This window comes from Marinobacter sp. H13 (assembly GCF_059072335.1).
Window position 1 is genome coordinate 3,287,052 of record NZ_JCACRU010000001.1, and the last position, 16,567, is coordinate 3,303,618.

At 58.2% G+C, this 16,567-nt stretch carries 18 protein-coding genes; 7 read left to right on the forward strand and 11 right to left on the reverse strand.

Features of this window, described 5'->3' with window-relative positions:
* Positions 1–121: 121 nt before the first annotated feature.
* On the forward strand, positions 122–1,816 hold the full coding sequence (locus AC5JQH_RS15290) for a methyl-accepting chemotaxis protein (RefSeq protein ID WP_053114609.1): 1,695 nt from the start codon (positions 122–124) through the stop codon (positions 1,814–1,816).
* Between the two features lie 76 nt (positions 1,817–1,892).
* On the opposite strand, the gene AC5JQH_RS15295 is transcribed toward AC5JQH_RS15290, so the two are convergent.
* The 3 genes from AC5JQH_RS15295 to AC5JQH_RS15305 form a co-directional block, all read right to left on the reverse strand.
* Positions 1,893–3,278, reverse strand: a complete 1,386-nt coding sequence (locus AC5JQH_RS15295) for a PhoH family protein (protein ID WP_008176310.1) — start codon at positions 3,276–3,278, stop codon at positions 1,893–1,895.
* 24 nt (positions 3,279–3,302) lie between these two features.
* Entirely contained in the window at positions 3,303–3,794 is a 492-nt protein-coding gene (locus AC5JQH_RS15300) for a CBS domain-containing protein (protein ID WP_493805738.1), read from the reverse strand.
* Positions 3,795–3,876: 82 nt separating this feature from the next.
* Positions 3,877–4,611 carry an START domain-containing protein gene (locus AC5JQH_RS15305; RefSeq protein WP_476157828.1) on the reverse strand — a complete coding sequence of 245 codons (735 nt, stop codon included), beginning with the start codon at positions 4,609–4,611 and terminating at the stop codon, positions 3,877–3,879.
* Positions 4,612–4,748: 137 nt separating this feature from the next.
* On the opposite strand from AC5JQH_RS15305, the gene AC5JQH_RS15310 reads away from it, so the two are divergent.
* Positions 4,749–5,756, forward strand: a complete 1,008-nt coding sequence (locus tag AC5JQH_RS15310) for a DUF2804 domain-containing protein (RefSeq protein ID WP_476157827.1) — start codon at positions 4,749–4,751, stop codon at positions 5,754–5,756.
* A gap of 41 nt (positions 5,757–5,797) precedes the next feature.
* Here AC5JQH_RS15310 and minE read toward each other — a convergent pair whose 3' ends face one another.
* The 5 genes from minE to AC5JQH_RS15335 form a co-directional block, all read right to left on the reverse strand.
* Positions 5,798–6,049: a cell division topological specificity factor MinE gene (gene minE / locus AC5JQH_RS15315; protein WP_064227083.1), complete on the reverse strand. Its 252-nt coding sequence runs from the start codon at positions 6,047–6,049 to the stop codon at positions 5,798–5,800.
* 3 nt (positions 6,050–6,052) lie between these two features.
* Complete coding sequence (gene minD / locus AC5JQH_RS15320; protein WP_104322110.1) at positions 6,053–6,865, reverse strand: septum site-determining protein MinD; 813 nt, start codon at positions 6,863–6,865, stop codon at positions 6,053–6,055.
* Between the two features lie 77 nt (positions 6,866–6,942).
* Entirely contained in the window at positions 6,943–7,704 is a 762-nt protein-coding gene (minC, locus tag AC5JQH_RS15325; RefSeq protein ID WP_104322109.1) for a septum site-determining protein MinC, read from the reverse strand.
* Entirely contained in the window at positions 7,701–8,090 is a 390-nt protein-coding gene (locus tag AC5JQH_RS15330) for a HopJ type III effector protein (protein WP_008176295.1), read from the reverse strand. Before AC5JQH_RS15330 ends, minC begins: the two co-directional genes overlap by 4 nt.
* Positions 8,090–8,368, reverse strand: a complete 279-nt coding sequence (locus AC5JQH_RS15335) for a DUF1244 domain-containing protein (RefSeq protein ID WP_104322108.1) — start codon at positions 8,366–8,368, stop codon at positions 8,090–8,092. The genes AC5JQH_RS15330 and AC5JQH_RS15335 overlap by 1 nt, the downstream gene beginning before the upstream one ends.
* A 115-nt stretch (positions 8,369–8,483) precedes the next feature.
* Here AC5JQH_RS15335 and dinB point away from each other — a divergent pair, with 115 nt between their 5' ends.
* The gene (dinB, locus tag AC5JQH_RS15340; protein WP_092030294.1) at positions 8,484–9,548 is read left to right on the forward strand and encodes a DNA polymerase IV; all 1,065 of its coding nucleotides are present in this window, start codon (positions 8,484–8,486) and stop codon (positions 9,546–9,548) included.
* Here the strand turns inward: dinB and AC5JQH_RS15345 are convergent.
* Both AC5JQH_RS15345 and AC5JQH_RS15350 read right to left on the reverse strand, forming a co-directional pair.
* Positions 9,545–10,093 carry a phosphatase PAP2 family protein gene (locus tag AC5JQH_RS15345; protein WP_062785572.1) on the reverse strand — a complete coding sequence of 183 codons (549 nt, stop codon included), beginning with the start codon at positions 10,091–10,093 and terminating at the stop codon, positions 9,545–9,547. The genes dinB and AC5JQH_RS15345 overlap by 4 nt on opposite strands.
* Complete coding sequence (locus tag AC5JQH_RS15350) at positions 10,059–11,267, reverse strand: glycosyltransferase family 4 protein (RefSeq protein WP_008176287.1); 1,209 nt, start codon at positions 11,265–11,267, stop codon at positions 10,059–10,061. The genes AC5JQH_RS15345 and AC5JQH_RS15350 overlap by 35 nt, the downstream gene beginning before the upstream one ends.
* 126 nt (positions 11,268–11,393) lie before the next feature.
* Between AC5JQH_RS15350 and AC5JQH_RS15355 the strand changes: the two genes are divergently transcribed.
* From AC5JQH_RS15355 to AC5JQH_RS15370, 4 genes are all read left to right on the forward strand, one after another.
* Positions 11,394–12,431, forward strand: a complete 1,038-nt coding sequence (locus tag AC5JQH_RS15355) for an NADP(H)-dependent aldo-keto reductase (protein WP_008176285.1) — start codon at positions 11,394–11,396, stop codon at positions 12,429–12,431.
* 226 nt (positions 12,432–12,657) lie between these two features.
* On the forward strand, positions 12,658–12,981 hold the full coding sequence (locus tag AC5JQH_RS15360) for a hypothetical protein (protein WP_482931099.1): 324 nt from the start codon (positions 12,658–12,660) through the stop codon (positions 12,979–12,981).
* Between the two features lie 127 nt (positions 12,982–13,108).
* Positions 13,109–15,319 carry an acetyl-CoA hydrolase/transferase C-terminal domain-containing protein gene (locus AC5JQH_RS15365; protein ID WP_104270168.1) on the forward strand — a complete coding sequence of 737 codons (2,211 nt, stop codon included), beginning with the start codon at positions 13,109–13,111 and terminating at the stop codon, positions 15,317–15,319.
* On the forward strand, positions 15,319–15,789 hold the full coding sequence (locus tag AC5JQH_RS15370; RefSeq protein ID WP_008176279.1) for an FKBP-type peptidyl-prolyl cis-trans isomerase: 471 nt from the start codon (positions 15,319–15,321) through the stop codon (positions 15,787–15,789). Before AC5JQH_RS15365 ends, AC5JQH_RS15370 begins: the two co-directional genes overlap by 1 nt.
* Here the strand turns inward: AC5JQH_RS15370 and AC5JQH_RS15375 are convergent.
* Positions 15,707–16,567 (reverse strand): lysophospholipid acyltransferase family protein, encoded by an 861-nt coding sequence (locus AC5JQH_RS15375; RefSeq protein WP_493791458.1) that lies wholly within the window; start codon positions 16,565–16,567, stop codon positions 15,707–15,709. The two genes, AC5JQH_RS15370 and AC5JQH_RS15375, sit on opposite strands and share 83 nt — an antisense overlap.

Sequence of the window (16,567 nt, forward strand, 5' to 3'; positions counted from 1 at the left end):
CTGGAAACAAACTACGCAGTATCATCAATGATATTGCCCCCGGTTTTTGCGTAGTCTTTGCGACTTTTTCCATGCCGGATCGCCCGGCGAATTGATCACTTAACCAAAAAGACTACCAGTCATGAAAAACCTGACCATCCAGACACGGGTACTGTTGCTGGCCCTGGTGCCGGTGATTGTGCTCACGGCATTCCTGACCAGTTACAACCTTAACCAGGCCAGTGCTATTGGCGAAGAGGCCGTTGCCGGTTTCTCCTCCGATATGGAAGAGAGTAAACGCCAGGAACTGCAGAATTATCTGGCCGTTGCAAAGTCTTCCATCGAGCATCTCTATAATCAGCCTGGGTCCGCAGACGATCCGGAGGTGCGCGAGAAAGCGTGGGAGATCCTGCGACAGCTTCGTTTTAACGATTCGGGAAGCACCGGTTATTTTTTTGCGTATGACACCCGGGGTGTCAATGTGATGCACGGCGTCAACCAGTCTCTGGAAGGCAAAAATCTCTGGGACTTCCAGGATCCCAACGGAACCTTCCTGATTCGTGAGCTGGTAAAGGCGGCGCGCAATGGCGGCGGTTATGTGCCTTATGGTTGGAAAAACAGCGAAACCGGACAAGTAGCGCCCAAGCTGGGCTATGCGGAAATGCTGCCCAAGTGGGGTGTGATGATCGGCACCGGCTTCTGGATTGACGGCCTTGAGGCCCAGGTAGCGGCGATGGAAAGCCAGGTGGGGACTTCACTCGAGGACGCTGTGATAGGCTCAGTCAGCACCTCACTTGTCGCATTGGCGCTGATCGTCCTGCTTGCCCTGATCGTGGTCCGCAGCATCATTCGGCCCCTGAAATCGGCCGTGTCGGCAATGAATGACATCGCCAGCGGCGATGGCGACCTGACCCGTCGTCTTGACGTTTCCGGCAAGGATGAGCTTGGACAGTTGGCGACTGCCTTTAACAGTTTCGCCGACCAGGTGCACGGACTGGTTGAACGCGTGCTGTCGTCTACCCGCACGCTGAACGAGGCCACGGCTGATTTGAACCAGGTCATGACTGAAGCCGAGCAGGGCGTCGAGCGACAGAAATCCGAGAGTGATCAGGTGGCAACGGCGATGAACGAAATGACCGCAGCTGCCCAGGAGGTTGCGAGCAACGCGAGTGAAGCCTCCACGGCCGCCGATCATGCCAATGGACAGGTTTGCGATGCCCAGGGCCTGGTACATCAGGCTACCGAAGTTATTGGCGGGCTCTCCGAGCAGGTGGGAGAGGGCGTTCGGGTTATCGAGCAGCTTGGCACTGACTCTCGCCGGATTGATAGCGTACTGGAGGTCATTCGCGAAATTGCTGATCAGACCAACCTGTTGGCCCTCAACGCTGCGATCGAAGCGGCACGGGCCGGCGAGGCCGGTCGGGGTTTTGCCGTGGTGGCTGACGAAGTTCGAACGCTGGCTCGCCGGACCCAGCAGAGCACCCAGGAAATCCAGGATATGATTGAGCGGCTTCAGTCTGGGGCAGGGAATGCGGTCAAGGTAATTGCTTCCATCAGTGAGCGCAGCGAAGCGACCGTGGAAGAAACCCGGCAGGTCAACGATGCGCTGCAGCGCATTGGTCAGGCTGTGGCAACGATCACGGACATGAATACACAGATTGCCAGCGCAGCCGAAGAGCAGACCAGCGTTTCCGAGACCATTAATCAGAACGTGCATGAGATCGTCGCGATTACCGAACAGACGGCGCAGGGAACCCGTCGGGCCGGAGATGCAACTCAACGGCTGAAGAACCTGGCGTCCGAGATGTCAGAGCAGGTCAGTCGGTATCGGGTGTAGGCATTACTGATTAAGTGAGAAAGGGGCAGAACTCGGGTTCTGCCCCTTTTTTTCGTTCTTTAAATGCTCGCCAATGTCAGAGATTGGCTTCGGCAAATTCTGCCAGTAGCGACCGGGGAACACCCTGCAGGTGGATGTGGGCGCCATGTCGAAAGCGCTTGAATCGTTCGGTCATGTAGGTGAGGCCCGAACTCAGGGCACTCAGGTAGGGCGTATCGATCTGCGCAAGGTTGCCGAGGCAGATCACCTTTGACCCGTTGCCAGCCCGGGTAATGATGGTCTTGATCTGATGGGGCGTCAGGTTCTGTGATTCATCGATAATGATCAGGCTGTGCTGGAAGCTGCGGCCCCGGATGTAATTCATGGATTTGAAGTGCAGGGGCACCTTGCTGAGGATGTAGTCGACGCTGGCGGTCATGTTCTCGTCGTCCTCGTGGAGGGCTTCCAGGTTGTCGACGATGGCGCCCAGCCAGGGCTCCATTTTCTCGGCTTCAGTTCCGGGCAGGAACCCGATGTCCTCGTCGAGGCCCTGGGTGGAGCGGGTGGCAATAATGCGCTTGTAGAGCTTGCTGGCCACGGTCATCTCGATACACGCAGCCAGCGCCAGGATGGTTTTGCCCGAGCCGGCGGAGCCGGTGAGGTTGACCAGGTGGATGTCCGGGTCCAGGAGCAGGTTCAGCGCCATGGCCTGATAGATGTCCCGGGGAACCAGGCCCCAGACTTCCTCGTTCATCAGGTCGTGTTGGTGCAGGTCCTTGATGATCAACTGGTCGTCGGAGAGGTCCACCACCTTGCCGACGAAGCCCATTTGATCGATGACGAATTCATTGATGTTCAGCTTCGCCAGCTCGCCTTCCCGCTTGAGGATATGTTCGGTCGAACCCTCCCGCTGAACAGTCTCCACTTTCTCGATGGTGTCCCAGAAGGAGTTGGGGAATTCCCGGTAGCCCTTGGGCAGAAGATCAATGTCATCGAGCAACTGGTCGTTGTGGTAGTCCTGAGCTTCGACGCCGAAGCCCCTTGCCTTGAGGCGCATGTTAATGTCTTTCGACACCAGGATAATGTCCCGGGACTTGTGGCGGTTCTGGAGAGCAGCCAGGGTGTTGATGATCTTGTTGTCGTTCAGATGCTCTGGCAGCGAATTGTTGCCACTGTCACCGGTGCTCATCAGGATCGAAAGAGTGCCCAGGGGTTCGGCCTTCTTGCCACGCACGATGGGAACACCTTTCTCGATCACCTTCGGGCTGGCATCGCCCAGCAACTTATCGATGTTGCGGATGGCCTGACGGCAGTCAGCGGCCACGGCTTGCTTGCCGGATTTGAGGCTGTCGAGTTCTTCGAGGACCGTCATCGGGATGATGACATCGTGTTCTTCAAAGTTGAGGAGGGCGTTCGGGTCGTGGATCAGGACGTTGGTGTCGAGGACGTACATCTTTCGGCGAGCTTGCGGTGCTCTGGGCATAAGTGGCGCTACCTCTCTGGTGGCTCAGTCGTTATCGGCGCAGCGTTGCGTGAGTTCCTCATCCGAGATCACTTTCAGCATATCGTAAGTCGTTATGATGCCAGTAATTTTTGAATCACTGGTGACAAAGATCCGGTGCAGGTGTTCGCGCATCATGATATTGGCAATGTCGCGCACCGGCGTCTTCTCGTCAACCGATAAAACGATGGGGGTCATGATGTCGCGGACTTCCACCGGCACCTTCCCCATTTCTTCAAAGATCACCATCCGCAGACGCCGGGCTTCCTCTCGTTCTTCCGGTGTCAGGTGCCTGTCGGCATCGGAGCGTGTGGCGTTCCAGCGGAATTCGGTGATGTCTTTCAGGGTGGCAATGCCGACAATCTCGCCGTCATCGTCAGTGACGGGGCTGCCGGTTATTTCGTTGTCGGTGAGAAAGCGCGCCAGCCGGTCCATGGTCCAGGACTGGGGAACGGCCTTGATGCTGGGTGTCATGATCTCGTAGGCGAGAACGGTCATTGATCTGGGCTGCCTTTTGAAGTCCTTTCTGAAAGCTTAGCGCGTGATGCCTTGCGCGTCATCCCTTCATGGGGCTGATGGTTCAGGGACCCGGCGGTCTGACACCGGTCAGTTGGCCCTTTTTGTCGTAGACCAGTTCATAACCCTGATACTTTTCCCGATTGGCAACGCGTTCCAGCTCCTCCATGGATCGCACGGGAATATCCACCAGCAGAGAGTTCACCAGCCACCCCGGTAGCGAGCCATTGGGGTCGGTGTGCTGAACCCAGACCATCCGGGTCTTGTCCCCCTCTGGCGTGAATCGGTAAAGGGTGTCGGACCGGTCCACCCGAACCCGGCTGCCGTTCTCCGCCCGCTGGTCGGGCATGGCGTTCAGGTCCATGACAATCTCTCCGGACGCCTGATTACCCCGTGTCCGGATACGCAGGACATAGTCACGGTCGGTCACCGGCCAGGGCATGTCGTTCACTGAATAGGCAAAGCGATCCTGGAACTCGCCATCGCCGAAGGCATAGGATTCGGTGCAGTTGTGCACCCACTCGACGCAGGAACCGGGGTTGGCCATGACGGCCATCAGGTTTTCGATGGGCGCATCGAGCACCGCCACGGCCTTGAATGCCTTGAAGCTGGAGTCTGGCTGGTCGATGGTATACACGCGGATATGATCGGCTTCCTTGCGCAGCGTCCATTCCTCGTCGGTTTCATTGGGCAATTCAGCCCGGGCACTGGCGGCAACAGCAAACACCAGCAACGCACAGACCAGCCCACTGATCACCGAGGCCCAGCCCGTAATGCCATGGGCTATGCTCTTTCTCATAGGGTACACTTCCTTGCAGATGGTGGGCCGAGTCTAGCATGGGGCTTTTGCCGGCATGGCCACGGAAACAGTGGATTGTGAACCAGGTAGCGACCTGTTGATTTGGTAACCGAAATTGGCCCGATCTGACGACGACTATGACCATTAAGAAGCTTATCAACGGCAAAGGGCAGGTGATTCCGGGCCTGCTGGATGAACCGGTAGACGAGATCAACTACCTGGACTATGACCTGCGTACGGTGATGGACCGCCCGCGTTCAAAGCTGGCAAGACGCTGGCGGTTCAACCAGTTCCAGTTTGTCAGCGCCATGGGCCCGGGGTGGGTGTTTGGCCTGGCGGTGGTGGATCTTAAACTGCTGGGAAACGGGTTTTTCTACCTCTATGACTTCGAGACCGGCCAGATGTTGGAGCAATCGTTCCTCCAGCCACTGGCCAGGCAAACCCGCATCGAGCCACTGCCAGAGGAAGGCGTGGCGACGTTCAGCAAGGGAGAGGTTGCCGTGCGAATCGCGCCTTCCGCTGAGGGGCGAACGATTACGGTGTCGGCTCCCGGTGGTATCCGTATCGAACTTACCCTGAGAGAGGATCGGGATCCGCTCCGGCTGGTTTGCCCGGCCGGCTACAATGGCTGGGTGTTTACCCGCAAGTCGGCGGGCTTGCCGGTGGAAGGGGAAGTGCGTTGGGATCACCGTATCTGGCGCTGCGACGAGCAGACCCGGGGCACCATTGACTGGAGTTGCGGCTTCATGCGCCGGGAGACCGCGTGGAACTGGGCCTGTCTGGCGGGCCAGCTTCCGGATGGCAGATCTCTGGGGCTGAACCTGGCTGCCGGGGTCAATGAAACGGGGATGACAGAAAACGCGCTCTGGCTGGATGGTGTCTGCCACAAGCTGGGCGCGGCAAGATTCCGTTTTGATCGCTATCAGCCGGGCAGTGACTGGCATGTGACCACGGAGGATGGGCGGGTTGATCTGCATTTTGTCCCGGCCGGTGTCCGCAAGGAAAAACTGAACGCCTGGGTGCTGGCATCCAACTTCCGGCAGTACGTGGGCACGTTTAATGGAACGGTGACGGATGAAGCTGGCGGGAAAGTCGAGGTAAAAGGTCTCCGGGGCCTGATGGAAGACCACTTCGCAAGGTGGTAGGAGATGGCCCGCCCCGCCCGGGACAGGCCAGATCAAACGGTTTATCGCTCCGGTAGCGTGACGTTCAGCTCCAGTACAGAGCAACTTTCGTTGCGGTCCACTTCAACCTGAACCATGTCGTCGCTGATCTGAACGTACTTGCGGATAACCTCAAGCAGCTCCTGCTGAAGCTGGGGCAGGTAATCCGGTTGCTCGCGCTGGCCCCGCTCGTGGGCCACGATGATCTGCAGGCGCTCTTTGGCAACACTTGCGGATTTGTTTTTCTTGCCCTTGAAATAATCGAGGAAACTCATCCCTTAGCCCCCCTTGAACATCCGTGAGAAGAAACCCTTCTTCTGGGACGTCATGAAACGGTGTTCCCGTTCCTCACCCAGCAGGCGTGCGACAGCGTCTTCATAGGCCTGGCCGGCATCGCTGTCCTCTTCGAGGATAACGGGCAAGCCCTGGTTTGACGCATTCAGTACAATCTGGCTTTCGGGAATGACACCCAGCAGCGGAATCGCGAGGATCTCCTCCACATCCGCCACGGACAGCATCTCGCCCTTCTCAACCCGAGAGGGGTTGTAGCGGGTCAGAAGCAGGTGTTCCTTGACCTGATCCTGGCCCATTTCGGCCCGGCGGGACTTGCTCTGCAGAATGCCCAGAATGCGGTCGGAATCCCGGACGGAGGATACTTCGGGATTGGTGACCACGATCGCTTCATCGGCATAATACAGCGCCATCAGCGCGCCGTGCTCAATGCCGGCGGGGGAGTCGCAGACGATGTAATCGAACGTTTCGGAAAGCTCGTTGATGACCTTCTCGACACCATCTTTGGTCAGTGCTTCCTTTTCCCGGGTCTGGGAGGCCGGAAGGATATAGAGGGTATCGACCCGCTTGTCGCGGATCAGGGCCTGGTTCAGGGAGGCTTCGCCCTGGATCACGTTTACGAAGTCGTACACCACGCGACGCTCGCAGTTCATGATCAGGTCCAGATTGCGCAGGCCCACGTCAAAATCGATGACTACTGTCTTGTGGCCCCGTTTGGCAAGGCCGGTGCTGATCGAGGCGCTGGTGGTAGTTTTGCCAACGCCGCCCTTTCCTGAGGTAACGACAATAATTCTAGCCAAGGTTCTGTTCCTGTTTCTCGGTGGATTCGTCGTGTCTGCCGAATTATCCGGTCAAGTTATTGTATTCAGCTCCAATATCAGGCCTTGTCCAGTGGCGTTACCACCAGCAGGTCGTCCCTGAGCTGGATTTGCACAGCGCTTTTCCAGCCATTGTCCTGAAGATCTTCGGAGATTTTATAGTGTCCCGCGATGGACACAAGCTCCGCTTCCAGGGATTGGCAGAAAATCCTTGCGGATTCTGCGCCATGGATGCCGGCCAGCGCCCGTCCCCGGAGGGGACCGTAAACATGGATGTTGCCTGCCGCAAGCACCTCGGCACCGGCCTGCACCGGTGCCAGAATAACCAGGTCACCTTCCGGTGCGTGGACCTGCTGGCCGGAGCGCACAGGCTGGGAGACGATCTTGGCCGGGGGCGGGTCGCCGGCAGTGCCTGTCGAGGCAGCAACAGCAGCGGTTTCTGCTTCTTCGGCGGCCGCCTGTTCGGCTTCATGGGTGCGATCCCGCTGGCCGTTGCCCGGCAGCAAGGCCAGTGCAGCGCCCCGGGCGAGGCGGCGCTGGTCATCACTGCCACCGCGCACGCCAATCACGTGGATGTTGTTGCGCCGACAGGTACCGATGATCTTGAAAAAATCCAGTTCGCTGTCCAGACCCTGGTATTTCTCCAGACTGATGATCAGCGGAATGTCCTTGAAGAAGCCGGGGGCCTGGCTGATCTTGTCCCGCAAAACTTCTTCGAACTCGCCGTCGTCAAAGTAGTAGAGCTCCAGGGCGGTCATGGACACGCTGGCGCTTTTTAGCTGAAAACCCTGTTTTACCCCGGAGGTGGCGGTATCGCTCATGAAGGCGTCTCTTCCCTGGTCATGTTGTCGGTTGGGTTGGGGCGCTGCCGGAGTGGCACGCCTTCGAATCGGATGCCTGACCATCCGGTGCTGATAAACTGGCGGATGTTGCCATGGCTCTCGCCGGTCGGGTCGTCCAGAACCTGCTGATAGTGTTCGGCAAACAGTTTGAGCGTGTCCACTTCGCTCAGGTTGCAGTACTGGCCAAGGCCAAAGATCCGGCAGGACCCGGCGTTCTCGCCCTCCGCGTTTACCAGCGGGCCGTTGCGGAAGCCGCAGGGCTGGTACTCAAAATGCTCTTCGATCAGCGCCAGGGAGTCTTTGAAGCTGGCGTGGCCAGCGTCCAGGGATGCCAGGTGAATCCTTACGGCATCGTTGACGCTCATTATTTGTGTTCCTGCTTGGGACCTGTTTGATGGAGCGCCTTCCAGTCCTCATAGGGCATGCCGTAGATTTCCTCACGGGCCTGCGGGTCAGAAATCTCGAAACCCCGCTCATCCGCCTCTGCCCGGTACCACTTGGACAGGCAGTTGCGGCAGAAACCCGCCAGGTTCATCAGGTCAATGTTCTGCACATCGGTGTTGTCACGCAGGTGTTTGACCAGGCGACGAAAAGCTGCGGCTTCAATTTCGGTGCGTTCTGCTTCAGGAATCGGGTTGCTCATGGTGGCCTCGCAATGGTTGATGCGCCGGTTGTTGGGGTTCCTGACATTCTCTGCATGTTAGCTTAAGATACAAGGCTGTATAAATGTACAGAAAGTCGACGCGAGCCCTCTGATTATGCCACAACGCAAGATCATCCATGTGGATTGTGACTGCTTCTACGCGGCCGTGGAGATGCGGGACGATCCCAGCCTACGGGATGTGCCGCTGGCGGTGGGTGGCGATGGCGGTCGGGGCGTGGTGACTACCTGCAATTACAAGGCCCGGGCGTACGGTGTGCGGTCGGCGATGCCCGGCAGCGAAGCGCGACGGCTCTGCCCGGGGCTGGTGACGGTGCCAACAGATATGGGCCGGTATCGGGCGGTCTCACAGCAGGTGATGGCTATCCTGCGGGAACTGACAGACCTGGTGGAACCGCTCTCTCTGGACGAGGCCTTTCTGGACGTCTCCGATGTGACCGATCACAAGGGCAGTGCCACGCTTATGGCTCGCCACCTTCGGGAGAGGGTGCGCCAGGAAGTCGGTATCACTATTTCCGCCGGCGTGGCGCCCAATAAATTTCTCGCAAAGATTGCCAGTGACTGGGAAAAGCCGGACGGGCTGTTCGTGATTCGCCCTGAGGACGTTGGGAGTTTCGTGCAGGCGTTGCCTGTCGAAAAACTGTTCGGAGTGGGGCAGGTGACCGCCTCGAAACTGCATGCTCTGGGGGTCAAGACCTGCGGCGACATGCAGGCGCTCGGGCCCGATGTATTGATTGATCGGTTCGGCAAGCAGGGCTATCGACTCCACGAGATGGCCCACGGCCGGGATGAGCGGGCGGTGGTGGTATCGCGGATTGCCAAGTCGGTAAGCGTGGAACGAACGTTTTCCCAGGATTTGCCAGATATGGCCGCCTGCCAGACCGTCATGGCCTCACTGGTTGCGGATCTCAACCTTCGCCTGTCGCGCAAGGCCCGCCGAAAACCGATCCACAAACTCTTCATCAAGATCCGCTACAGTGATTTTTCAACCCATACCCTTGAGCGGGTTCGTGAGCAGGTCAAAGAGCCGGCTCTGGATGATTATCTGCCACTGCTGGCTGAGCTGGTCACTAACCGGGAGCGGCCGGTGCGGCTGCTGGGTCTTGGTGTGCGTTTCCGCAATGATGATGCGCCGGTTACCCAGTTGCGTCTGTTCGATTAGAAGTGCAGCCAGCTCATGGCCGCGTAACCCATCAGGCCACCGATCAGGGCGCCGGCAGCGACATCGCTGGGGTAGTGCAGGCCGAGCACCACCCTCGATGCCGCCACACTCAACGTAAACGGAAGCACGATGAGAGCCAGCGCCGGTTCCGCCACGGTCAGCATGACCTGAAAGCAGGCAGCGTGCAGCGTGTGGCCGGACGGGAAGCTGTAGCGGTCCAGGGGCGGTGTGCCGCAGTTGATGGCGGGAAAGGATATAAATGGACGTTCACGGATGAGCCAGCGCTTCAGTAACTTGTAACTGAGGGTGCAGGTGAGGCCGGTCAACGCCATAAGCAGTGCCAGCCCTGGCCCGGATTCCGGTCGGAGAAAGGGGATGAACAGAATCAGTGCGTACCAGAACCAGCCGTCGCCGAGTCGGCTGACCAGTCGGAAATACCCGAGGGCGGGCCGGAACTGAACAGCGCGGTTAATAGACTGGCAGAAAGCGACTTCCCGCTGGTCTGCCAGTTCAAAGAAGCGAGATGCTTTGCTTGTTGATGGCATGGTATCCGGCCTTTGCGGTTTGGTTGAAAACCAGTTGTTCAAATTGTTCGATCTGCGAGTTCCAGTTCTGTTCCAGAGCGTCCAGCCTTGCCTGGGCCCTGATCCGGTTCAGCAAGGTTGGTTGATCGGCCAGGCGGAGAGCGCTGTCGACGTATGCTTCATCCTCGTCCAGAGGCACCTTCATGCCGTTTTCTTCGTGGCGTATGTGTTCGGCTGCGGCGGCGTCGTCAAAGCTGACGACGCCCAGTCCGCTGGCCATTGCCTCCAGCACCACGTTGCCGAAGGTGTCGGTTTTGCTCGGAAACAGGAAGAGGTCGCCTGAGGCGAAATGGCGTGCCAGGTCGTCGCCCCGGCGGGTGCCGCAGAACACGTAATCGGGGTGGCGTTCAGCCAGCTGGCGCCGTAGCGGGCCGTCGCCAACCAGTATGAACCTGGCCTGGGGGTGAAGGCCGCGAATACGTTCGAAGCAGGCAACCGCCATCCGAAGGTTCTTTTCCGGTGCAAGCCGGCCGACATACAGAATGGCGCGGTCATTGGCCTGTAAGCCCCAGGATTCCCGCAGTGCGCTGTCTCGCTTGTGGGGAGTAAAGCGATGACAGTCCACGCCCCGACTCCAGAGGCCGGTCGCCGGAATACCCATGGCGCGGGTTGTCTGCTGCATTTTTCGAGTCGGCACCAGGGTGATGGCCGTGCGGTTGTGGAACCATCGACCGTAGAGGCACAGCAGCCTCTCCAGCATGCCGACGCCATAATAACGGCTGTAACTGTGAAAATTTGTGTGGAAGCCCGAGCTGACCGGAATCCCTATCTGCCTTGCGGCTGTGGTCGCCGCAACGCCCAACGGGCCCTGAGTGGCAACGTAGACGGCATCGGGGCGGTCAGTGGTCAGGAGCTTTTTCAGATGGCCGGTTCGGGCGAGGCCAAAGCGCAGGTCGGCGTACCCGGGTAGCGGCAATCCGGTCACCACATGTTCACGGGAGAAGAGTGCCTCGCCAGCACTGGCAAAGTGGCCTTTGCGCTCATGCTGCTGTCGCGGCCGTATAACCGTTACCCGGTGCCCACGTTGCATCAGCCCCTGGCAAAGCTGCCTGAGCGTGTTTGCCACGCCATTGATTTCCGGCGGAAAAGTCTCCGAAACAATGGTAATGTGTTGTGAGCGCCGGTTGGCCTGCATGGTCTCGGTCACGGTGTTTCCTGTGCTTCCTTTGACATGCCCCTACTATGAAAAGCCGGCATGACAGTTATGCGACACTCCCGTGACATTCCCTTTACCCGTTAACCGAACCGAATCGGAGACGATATGCAAACGCGAAAGCTTGGAAAGACCGATCTCGACGTTACCCTGATTTGCCTGGGCACCATGACCTGGGGGGAGCAGAACACCGAAAAGGAAGCATTTGAACAGCTGGATTACGCAGTCGCCGAGGGTATCAACTTTATTGATGCCGCAGAGATGTACCCTGTGCCGCCCCGGGCGGAAACCCAGGGGCTGACCGAGACCTACCTGGGAAACTGGCTTGCAAGCAGGGGCAACCGCAACGAACTGGTAATTGCGTCGAAAGTGGCGGGACCGGGCAACGGACTGAAGTACCTGCGTAATGGTCCGCGCCTGACCCGGGATCATATTATGGAAGCCTGCGACGCCAGCCTGAAACGCCTGCAGACCGACTACATTGATCTGTACCAGGTGCACTGGCCGGATCGCAGCACGAACTTTTTCGGCAAGCTCGGTTACGAGCACAACCCGGAAGAATCTTTCACGCCGATCGAGGAAACACTCGAAGCGCTGAATGATCTGGTTCGGTCCGGGAAGGTCCGGCACATCGGACTGTCCAATGAGACGCCCTGGGGCACCATGGAGTACCTTCGTCTGTCCGGCGAGAAAGGCTGGCCGAGAGTGGCCAGTATCCAGAATCCCTACAACCTCCTGAATCGTTCATTTGAGGTGGGGATGGCGGAAATTGCCCACCGGGAACAGGCCGGTTTGCTCGCCTACTCACCGCTGGCTTTTGGCATGCTCTCCGGCAAATATCTGGGCGGCAAGTGGCCTGAAAAAGCCAGAATGACCCTGTATGAGCGTTTCAGTCGCTACACCGGCAGTCGTGGCATGGATGCCACCCAGGCCTATGTTGAGCTGGCTCGGCAGAACGGATTGTCTCCGGTCCAGATGGCGCTGGCTTACGTGAACAGCCGTAGCTTTGTGACCAGCAATATCATCGGAGCAACATCCATGGAGCAGCTGCGGGAAAACATAGGGTCCGCAAAGGTCACCCTGAGCCCCGAGGTACTGGAAGCGATAGAGGCCATTCATCAGGAATTCACCTACCCCTGCCCCTGAGCCCGCCGGCTTGGTTGGCTTGAACCCCCGGCTGAGAGGCGCTGGCCGGGGGTGCTGTTACAGTCTGAAATATCGGGGATCATAAATTGACAAAAAGATGCTGATGCCGTGACAAAAAGTCGGCGTCTTTGTGTGCAGATTCACATTTTTCCGGCTCTTAATCATTAGACTTAAGCCTAAGGTATCCGTAGACTCCCGTGTCGGAAAAAAGGTCTCAGGCAGTGTCATGATTATTCGAATCTTTGTTGCGTTACTCGCTCTCAATCTTGTTGCTTTCGTCGTTCGCGCCGAAGCATCCGAGCGCGTCTTCGAACAGGTCGAAAGCAAGACAGCCAGCGAGCAGATTTTCGAAATCCAGGAACGGGTTTCCGGTGATTTTGGCGAGGACAGTTCCGATGCGTTTGCCGAAATCGGTTCCCGCCTGCTGAGCCTTACCTTCACCCGTTCGAAGCACTCCGGCAAGCATTATGCGTCAGATCCGGCCCAGGCCGACCATGGCATTGCGCTCCTGAACGAGGGTGCCTGCCTGAACCTGAAGTGGAACTTCTGAACCCCGCAATTCCCCGCACCCGGCAGTATCATCAAACCCCAGAATCATGATCTGGCGCATTGTCTGTGCCCGATGCTCGTGTGATCATCTCCGTTAACATGCTGATTAGCCAATAAGGAGCTTGGTAATGGCGGGTGATAGAGGGCAGTTATCAAATGATGTGAACGCCTGTGTTGACGAGGTGATTCGCCGGGTTGGCAAGGAGATTACTCTCGGTTTGCCGCTCGGGCTCGGAAAACCGGTTCGCTTTGTTAATGCGCTATACCAGCGGGCGAAAGACGATCCGGAAATCAGCCTGCACATTGTTACGGCACTGTCGCTGCTGGCGCCAAAGGGCGGCTCCTCGCTGGAAAAGCGTTTCATGGGGCCTTTTGTTGAGCGCCTCTATGGCCGGATTCCTGAACTGGCCTATGCCAAGGATGTATCGGCAAACCGTCTTCCTGAGAATGTTCAGGTCTCGGAGTTTTTCTTCAAAGCCGGCAGTTATCTGAACAATCGTTCCCAGCAGCGGCATTACGTGTGTACCAACTATACTCATGCCGTTCGCGATCTGATGGCGGTGGGTGTCAATGTCGTCGCCCAGATGGTGTCGCCGGGCGAGGCCCATGGGCAGCCCGGCCAGGTCAGTCTGAGCTGCAACCCGGATCTGACGCTGGACCTGATTCCCCTGCTCCGTGAGCGCGAGGCGGCTGGCACGCCGGTGGCGCTGGTGGCCGAGATGAACCAGAACCTTCCCTGGTTTGGCCATCATGCGGCGATTGAAGCAGACCGGTTCGATGTCTTGCTTGATCAGCCTTCGGGAGACTATCCGCTGTTCTCAGCGCCCCAGATGTCGGTCAGCCCGGAAGACCACCTGATCGGATTCTACGCCAGTACCCTCCTGAAGGACGGCGGTACGCTCCAGGTTGGCATCGGCTCACTGGGCGCGGCCCTGGTCCACAGTGCCATTCTCAGACACAGTCACAATAAGGCCTGGCGGCAGGTGTTTGACCATCTCCAGGTTGATCAGCATTTCCCCGTCGTTCGCGAGGACGGTGGCACCGGCCCCTTCGAGGAGGGGCTTTATGGCTGTAGTGAAATGATGGTGGATGGTTTCCTGTACCTGATGCAGGAAGGCATCCTTACCCGCGAGGTATACGATCACGCCGGTCTGCAGACATTGATCAATCGCGGTGATATTCCCAGCGAAGTGTCTCTCGCAACCCTCGATGTCCTGCGGCGCGAAAAGCTTATTGATAGCCCGTTGCGGGCAAAGGATGTTCATTGGCTGGTCCAGCACGGCATCTTTAAAGAAGCTGTCGAGTTCAAGGGCGGCCGTTTACGTATTGGTGATCAGTCGGTCGAGGGTGATCTGGACAATCCGGAGGCCCGGCAGGCCATCCAAACCCTCATCCTCGGGGAACGGCTGACTGGCGGTATCGCCATGCACGGCGGTTTTTACGTTGGTCCCGAGCAGTTTTACCAGTACCTCAGGGAAATGACCGACGAGCAGCGTGCAAAAATCTGCATGACCAGCGTGAACTTCATCAACCACCTGTATGACCACCGGTTCGGAGACCAGAAGCTGAAAGCGGCGCAGCGCGTTCATGGCCGGTTCATCAATTCGGCTATGATGTACACCCTCAACGGTGCTGGCGTATCGGATGGTCTTGAAGATGGTCGTGTGGTCAGTGGCGTCGGTGGCCAGTACAACTTCGTTGCCATGGCTCACGAGCTGCCGGGCGCACGTTCGATCCTGTCGCTGCGCAGCACCCGGTCATCCCAGGGCAAGGTACTGTCCAATATCGTGTTCAATTATGGTCATTGCACCATACCCCGCCATCTGCGGGACATAGTCATTACCGAGTATGGGATTGCCGATCTGAGAGGGCAGTCCGACGAGCAGGTCTTCCTGAGGCTGATCCGCATTGCCGACTCCCGGTTCCAGCAGGAGCTTCTGAAAAAAGCCCAGAAGGCGGGCAAGGTGGATCCTGCGTTCAAGCTGCCTGCCGACTGGTGTAACAATACCCCGCAAGCCATCCGTCGTGCCGTTGCGGCTGCGGGAGATGCCAGCCTGTTCCCTCCGTTCCCGTTTGGCAGGGACTTTACCGATGAGGAGCTGACGTTGGGGAAAGCCCTTAAGGGGCTCAAGGCCGCAACGGCCACTCGCCGTGGTAAACTGTCCACTCTGTTACAGGCCCTCCGGGCCCGGGATGACGAAGGCCGTTACGGGTCCCTGCTTGAGCGCATGGGCCTGAGTAACCCTTCAGGATTGCGGGACAAGCTGGATCAGCGACTGGTTATTCATGGCCTGCAACAGCTCGAAACACCACCGGATACAGGAAACTCGAAAACCTGATGACAGCTTCACAAGCAAGACCCGACGTTTTTACCGTTCACTATGTTTTGAAGAACAAGATCGGCGAGCTGGTTGATACTTCCGAAGGCAGTGAGCCCCTGCACTTCGTCTATGGCAGTCCCGAGATTATTGAAGGGATCCAACAGGCGGTGAAAGACCGCAACGTGGGCGATTGCCTGGAGGTAACGGTGCCGCCGGCCATGGCGTACGGTGAGCACAAGCCCGAGCTGGTGCGCAAGGTGCCACGTTCACTGTTCGAAGGCATCGAGAACCTGCAGATTGGCATGAAGTTCCAGACCAACACGGGCGATGAAGCGCAGATCGTGCAGGTTGTCGGGATTGATGGCAACCTGGTTAAGGTGGACGCCAATCACCCATTGGCGGGCTTTACCCTGTACTTTGATCTGGAGATCGTTGGCCGCCGTGAAGCGACGGAAGATGAGGTAGCCCAGGGTCGTCCCCTGTTCTGAGGCACTCGGTTGCCGGTCTGTCGTATTCACCACGGTATATTCGGGTCAGTCCTTCCAGAACGGTCTCTCTCAGGCTGGCGGCGAACTCTCCGGCCGGTATCTTTTCCGACGGGTGTAAAGGTTCGTGGAAGACTACGTCGACCCGGGCAGAAGGCTGGGCTAGCATCCGCAACAAATGGTGGTGGAACTCATCATCACCAATGAAGGGAGCCAGATGGTCGGGGCGGCCTTCCCGGCGATAGGCAATAGTGATCGGTTGTACCGGCGTTCTGCTCTCTGGAGCGGCCTTGAGCAACAGGCCATGGAACGGCAATACCGTCAGACCTGCGCTGGTGGTTCCTTCCGGGTAGATCAGGACACTTTCCCCGGCCCGCAAATTCCCGATGACCTGGTCCCGAACCCGGCGGGCCTGACCACCGCCGCGTCGAATGAAGAGCGTGCCGGCCTGTCGTGCCAGCCAGCCTATGACCGGCCACTGGCCGACCTCGGCTTTTGACAGAAACCGGATCGGTGCCAGGCTTCCCAGAATCGGAATATCTGACCAACTGATGTGGTTGCTGACGAACAGAACGGTATCGTCGGAAGGTGAGCCGTGCTGGCGTATATTCAGTCCGAGGCACCGACAGGCCCAGCGGAAACAGAATCTGGCCCAGGGTGTCCGGTCGATAGCATTGCGGGTAACAATTTCAGTGATCCGCAGAGCGGCGGCCAACATTGTGGTGCCTGCAAGGAAGGCTATAAAGGCAGTGATCCGAACGCAGAGTCTCAGCCAGCTCAT

Excerpts from the sequence above, each read along its gene's own strand:
- AC5JQH_RS15290 (WP_053114609.1), top strand. The coding sequence starts at position 122 with ATGAAAAACCTGACCATCCAGACACGGGTACTGTTGCTGGCCCTGGTG.
- AC5JQH_RS15295 (WP_008176310.1), bottom strand. The coding sequence starts at position 3,278 with ATGCCCAGAGCACCGCAAGCTCGCCGAAAGATGTACGTCCTCGACACC.
- AC5JQH_RS15300 (WP_493805738.1), bottom strand. The coding sequence starts at position 3,794 with ATGACCGTTCTCGCCTACGAGATCATGACACCCAGCATCAAGGCCGTT.
- AC5JQH_RS15305 (WP_476157828.1), bottom strand. The coding sequence starts at position 4,611 with ATGAGAAAGAGCATAGCCCATGGCATTACGGGCTGGGCCTCGGTGATC.
- AC5JQH_RS15310 (WP_476157827.1), top strand. The coding sequence starts at position 4,749 with ATGACCATTAAGAAGCTTATCAACGGCAAAGGGCAGGTGATTCCGGGC.
- minE (WP_064227083.1), bottom strand. The coding sequence starts at position 6,049 with ATGAGTTTCCTCGATTATTTCAAGGGCAAGAAAAACAAATCCGCAAGT.
- minC (WP_104322109.1), bottom strand. The coding sequence starts at position 7,704 with ATGAGCGATACCGCCACCTCCGGGGTAAAACAGGGTTTTCAGCTAAAA.
- AC5JQH_RS15330 (WP_008176295.1), bottom strand. The coding sequence starts at position 8,090 with ATGAGCGTCAACGATGCCGTAAGGATTCACCTGGCATCCCTGGACGCT.
- AC5JQH_RS15335 (WP_104322108.1), bottom strand. The coding sequence starts at position 8,368 with ATGAGCAACCCGATTCCTGAAGCAGAACGCACCGAAATTGAAGCCGCA.
- dinB (WP_092030294.1), top strand. The coding sequence starts at position 8,484 with ATGCCACAACGCAAGATCATCCATGTGGATTGTGACTGCTTCTACGCG.
- AC5JQH_RS15345 (WP_062785572.1), bottom strand. The coding sequence starts at position 10,093 with ATGCCATCAACAAGCAAAGCATCTCGCTTCTTTGAACTGGCAGACCAG.
- AC5JQH_RS15350 (WP_008176287.1), bottom strand. The coding sequence starts at position 11,267 with ATGCAGGCCAACCGGCGCTCACAACACATTACCATTGTTTCGGAGACT.
- AC5JQH_RS15355 (WP_008176285.1), top strand. The coding sequence starts at position 11,394 with ATGCAAACGCGAAAGCTTGGAAAGACCGATCTCGACGTTACCCTGATT.
- AC5JQH_RS15360 (WP_482931099.1), top strand. The coding sequence starts at position 12,658 with ATGATTATTCGAATCTTTGTTGCGTTACTCGCTCTCAATCTTGTTGCT.
- AC5JQH_RS15365 (WP_104270168.1), top strand. The coding sequence starts at position 13,109 with ATGGCGGGTGATAGAGGGCAGTTATCAAATGATGTGAACGCCTGTGTT.
- AC5JQH_RS15370 (WP_008176279.1), top strand. The coding sequence starts at position 15,319 with ATGACAGCTTCACAAGCAAGACCCGACGTTTTTACCGTTCACTATGTT.
- AC5JQH_RS15375 (WP_493791458.1), bottom strand. The coding sequence starts at position 16,567 with ATGAGCTGGCTGAGACTCTGCGTTCGGATCACTGCCTTTATAGCCTTC.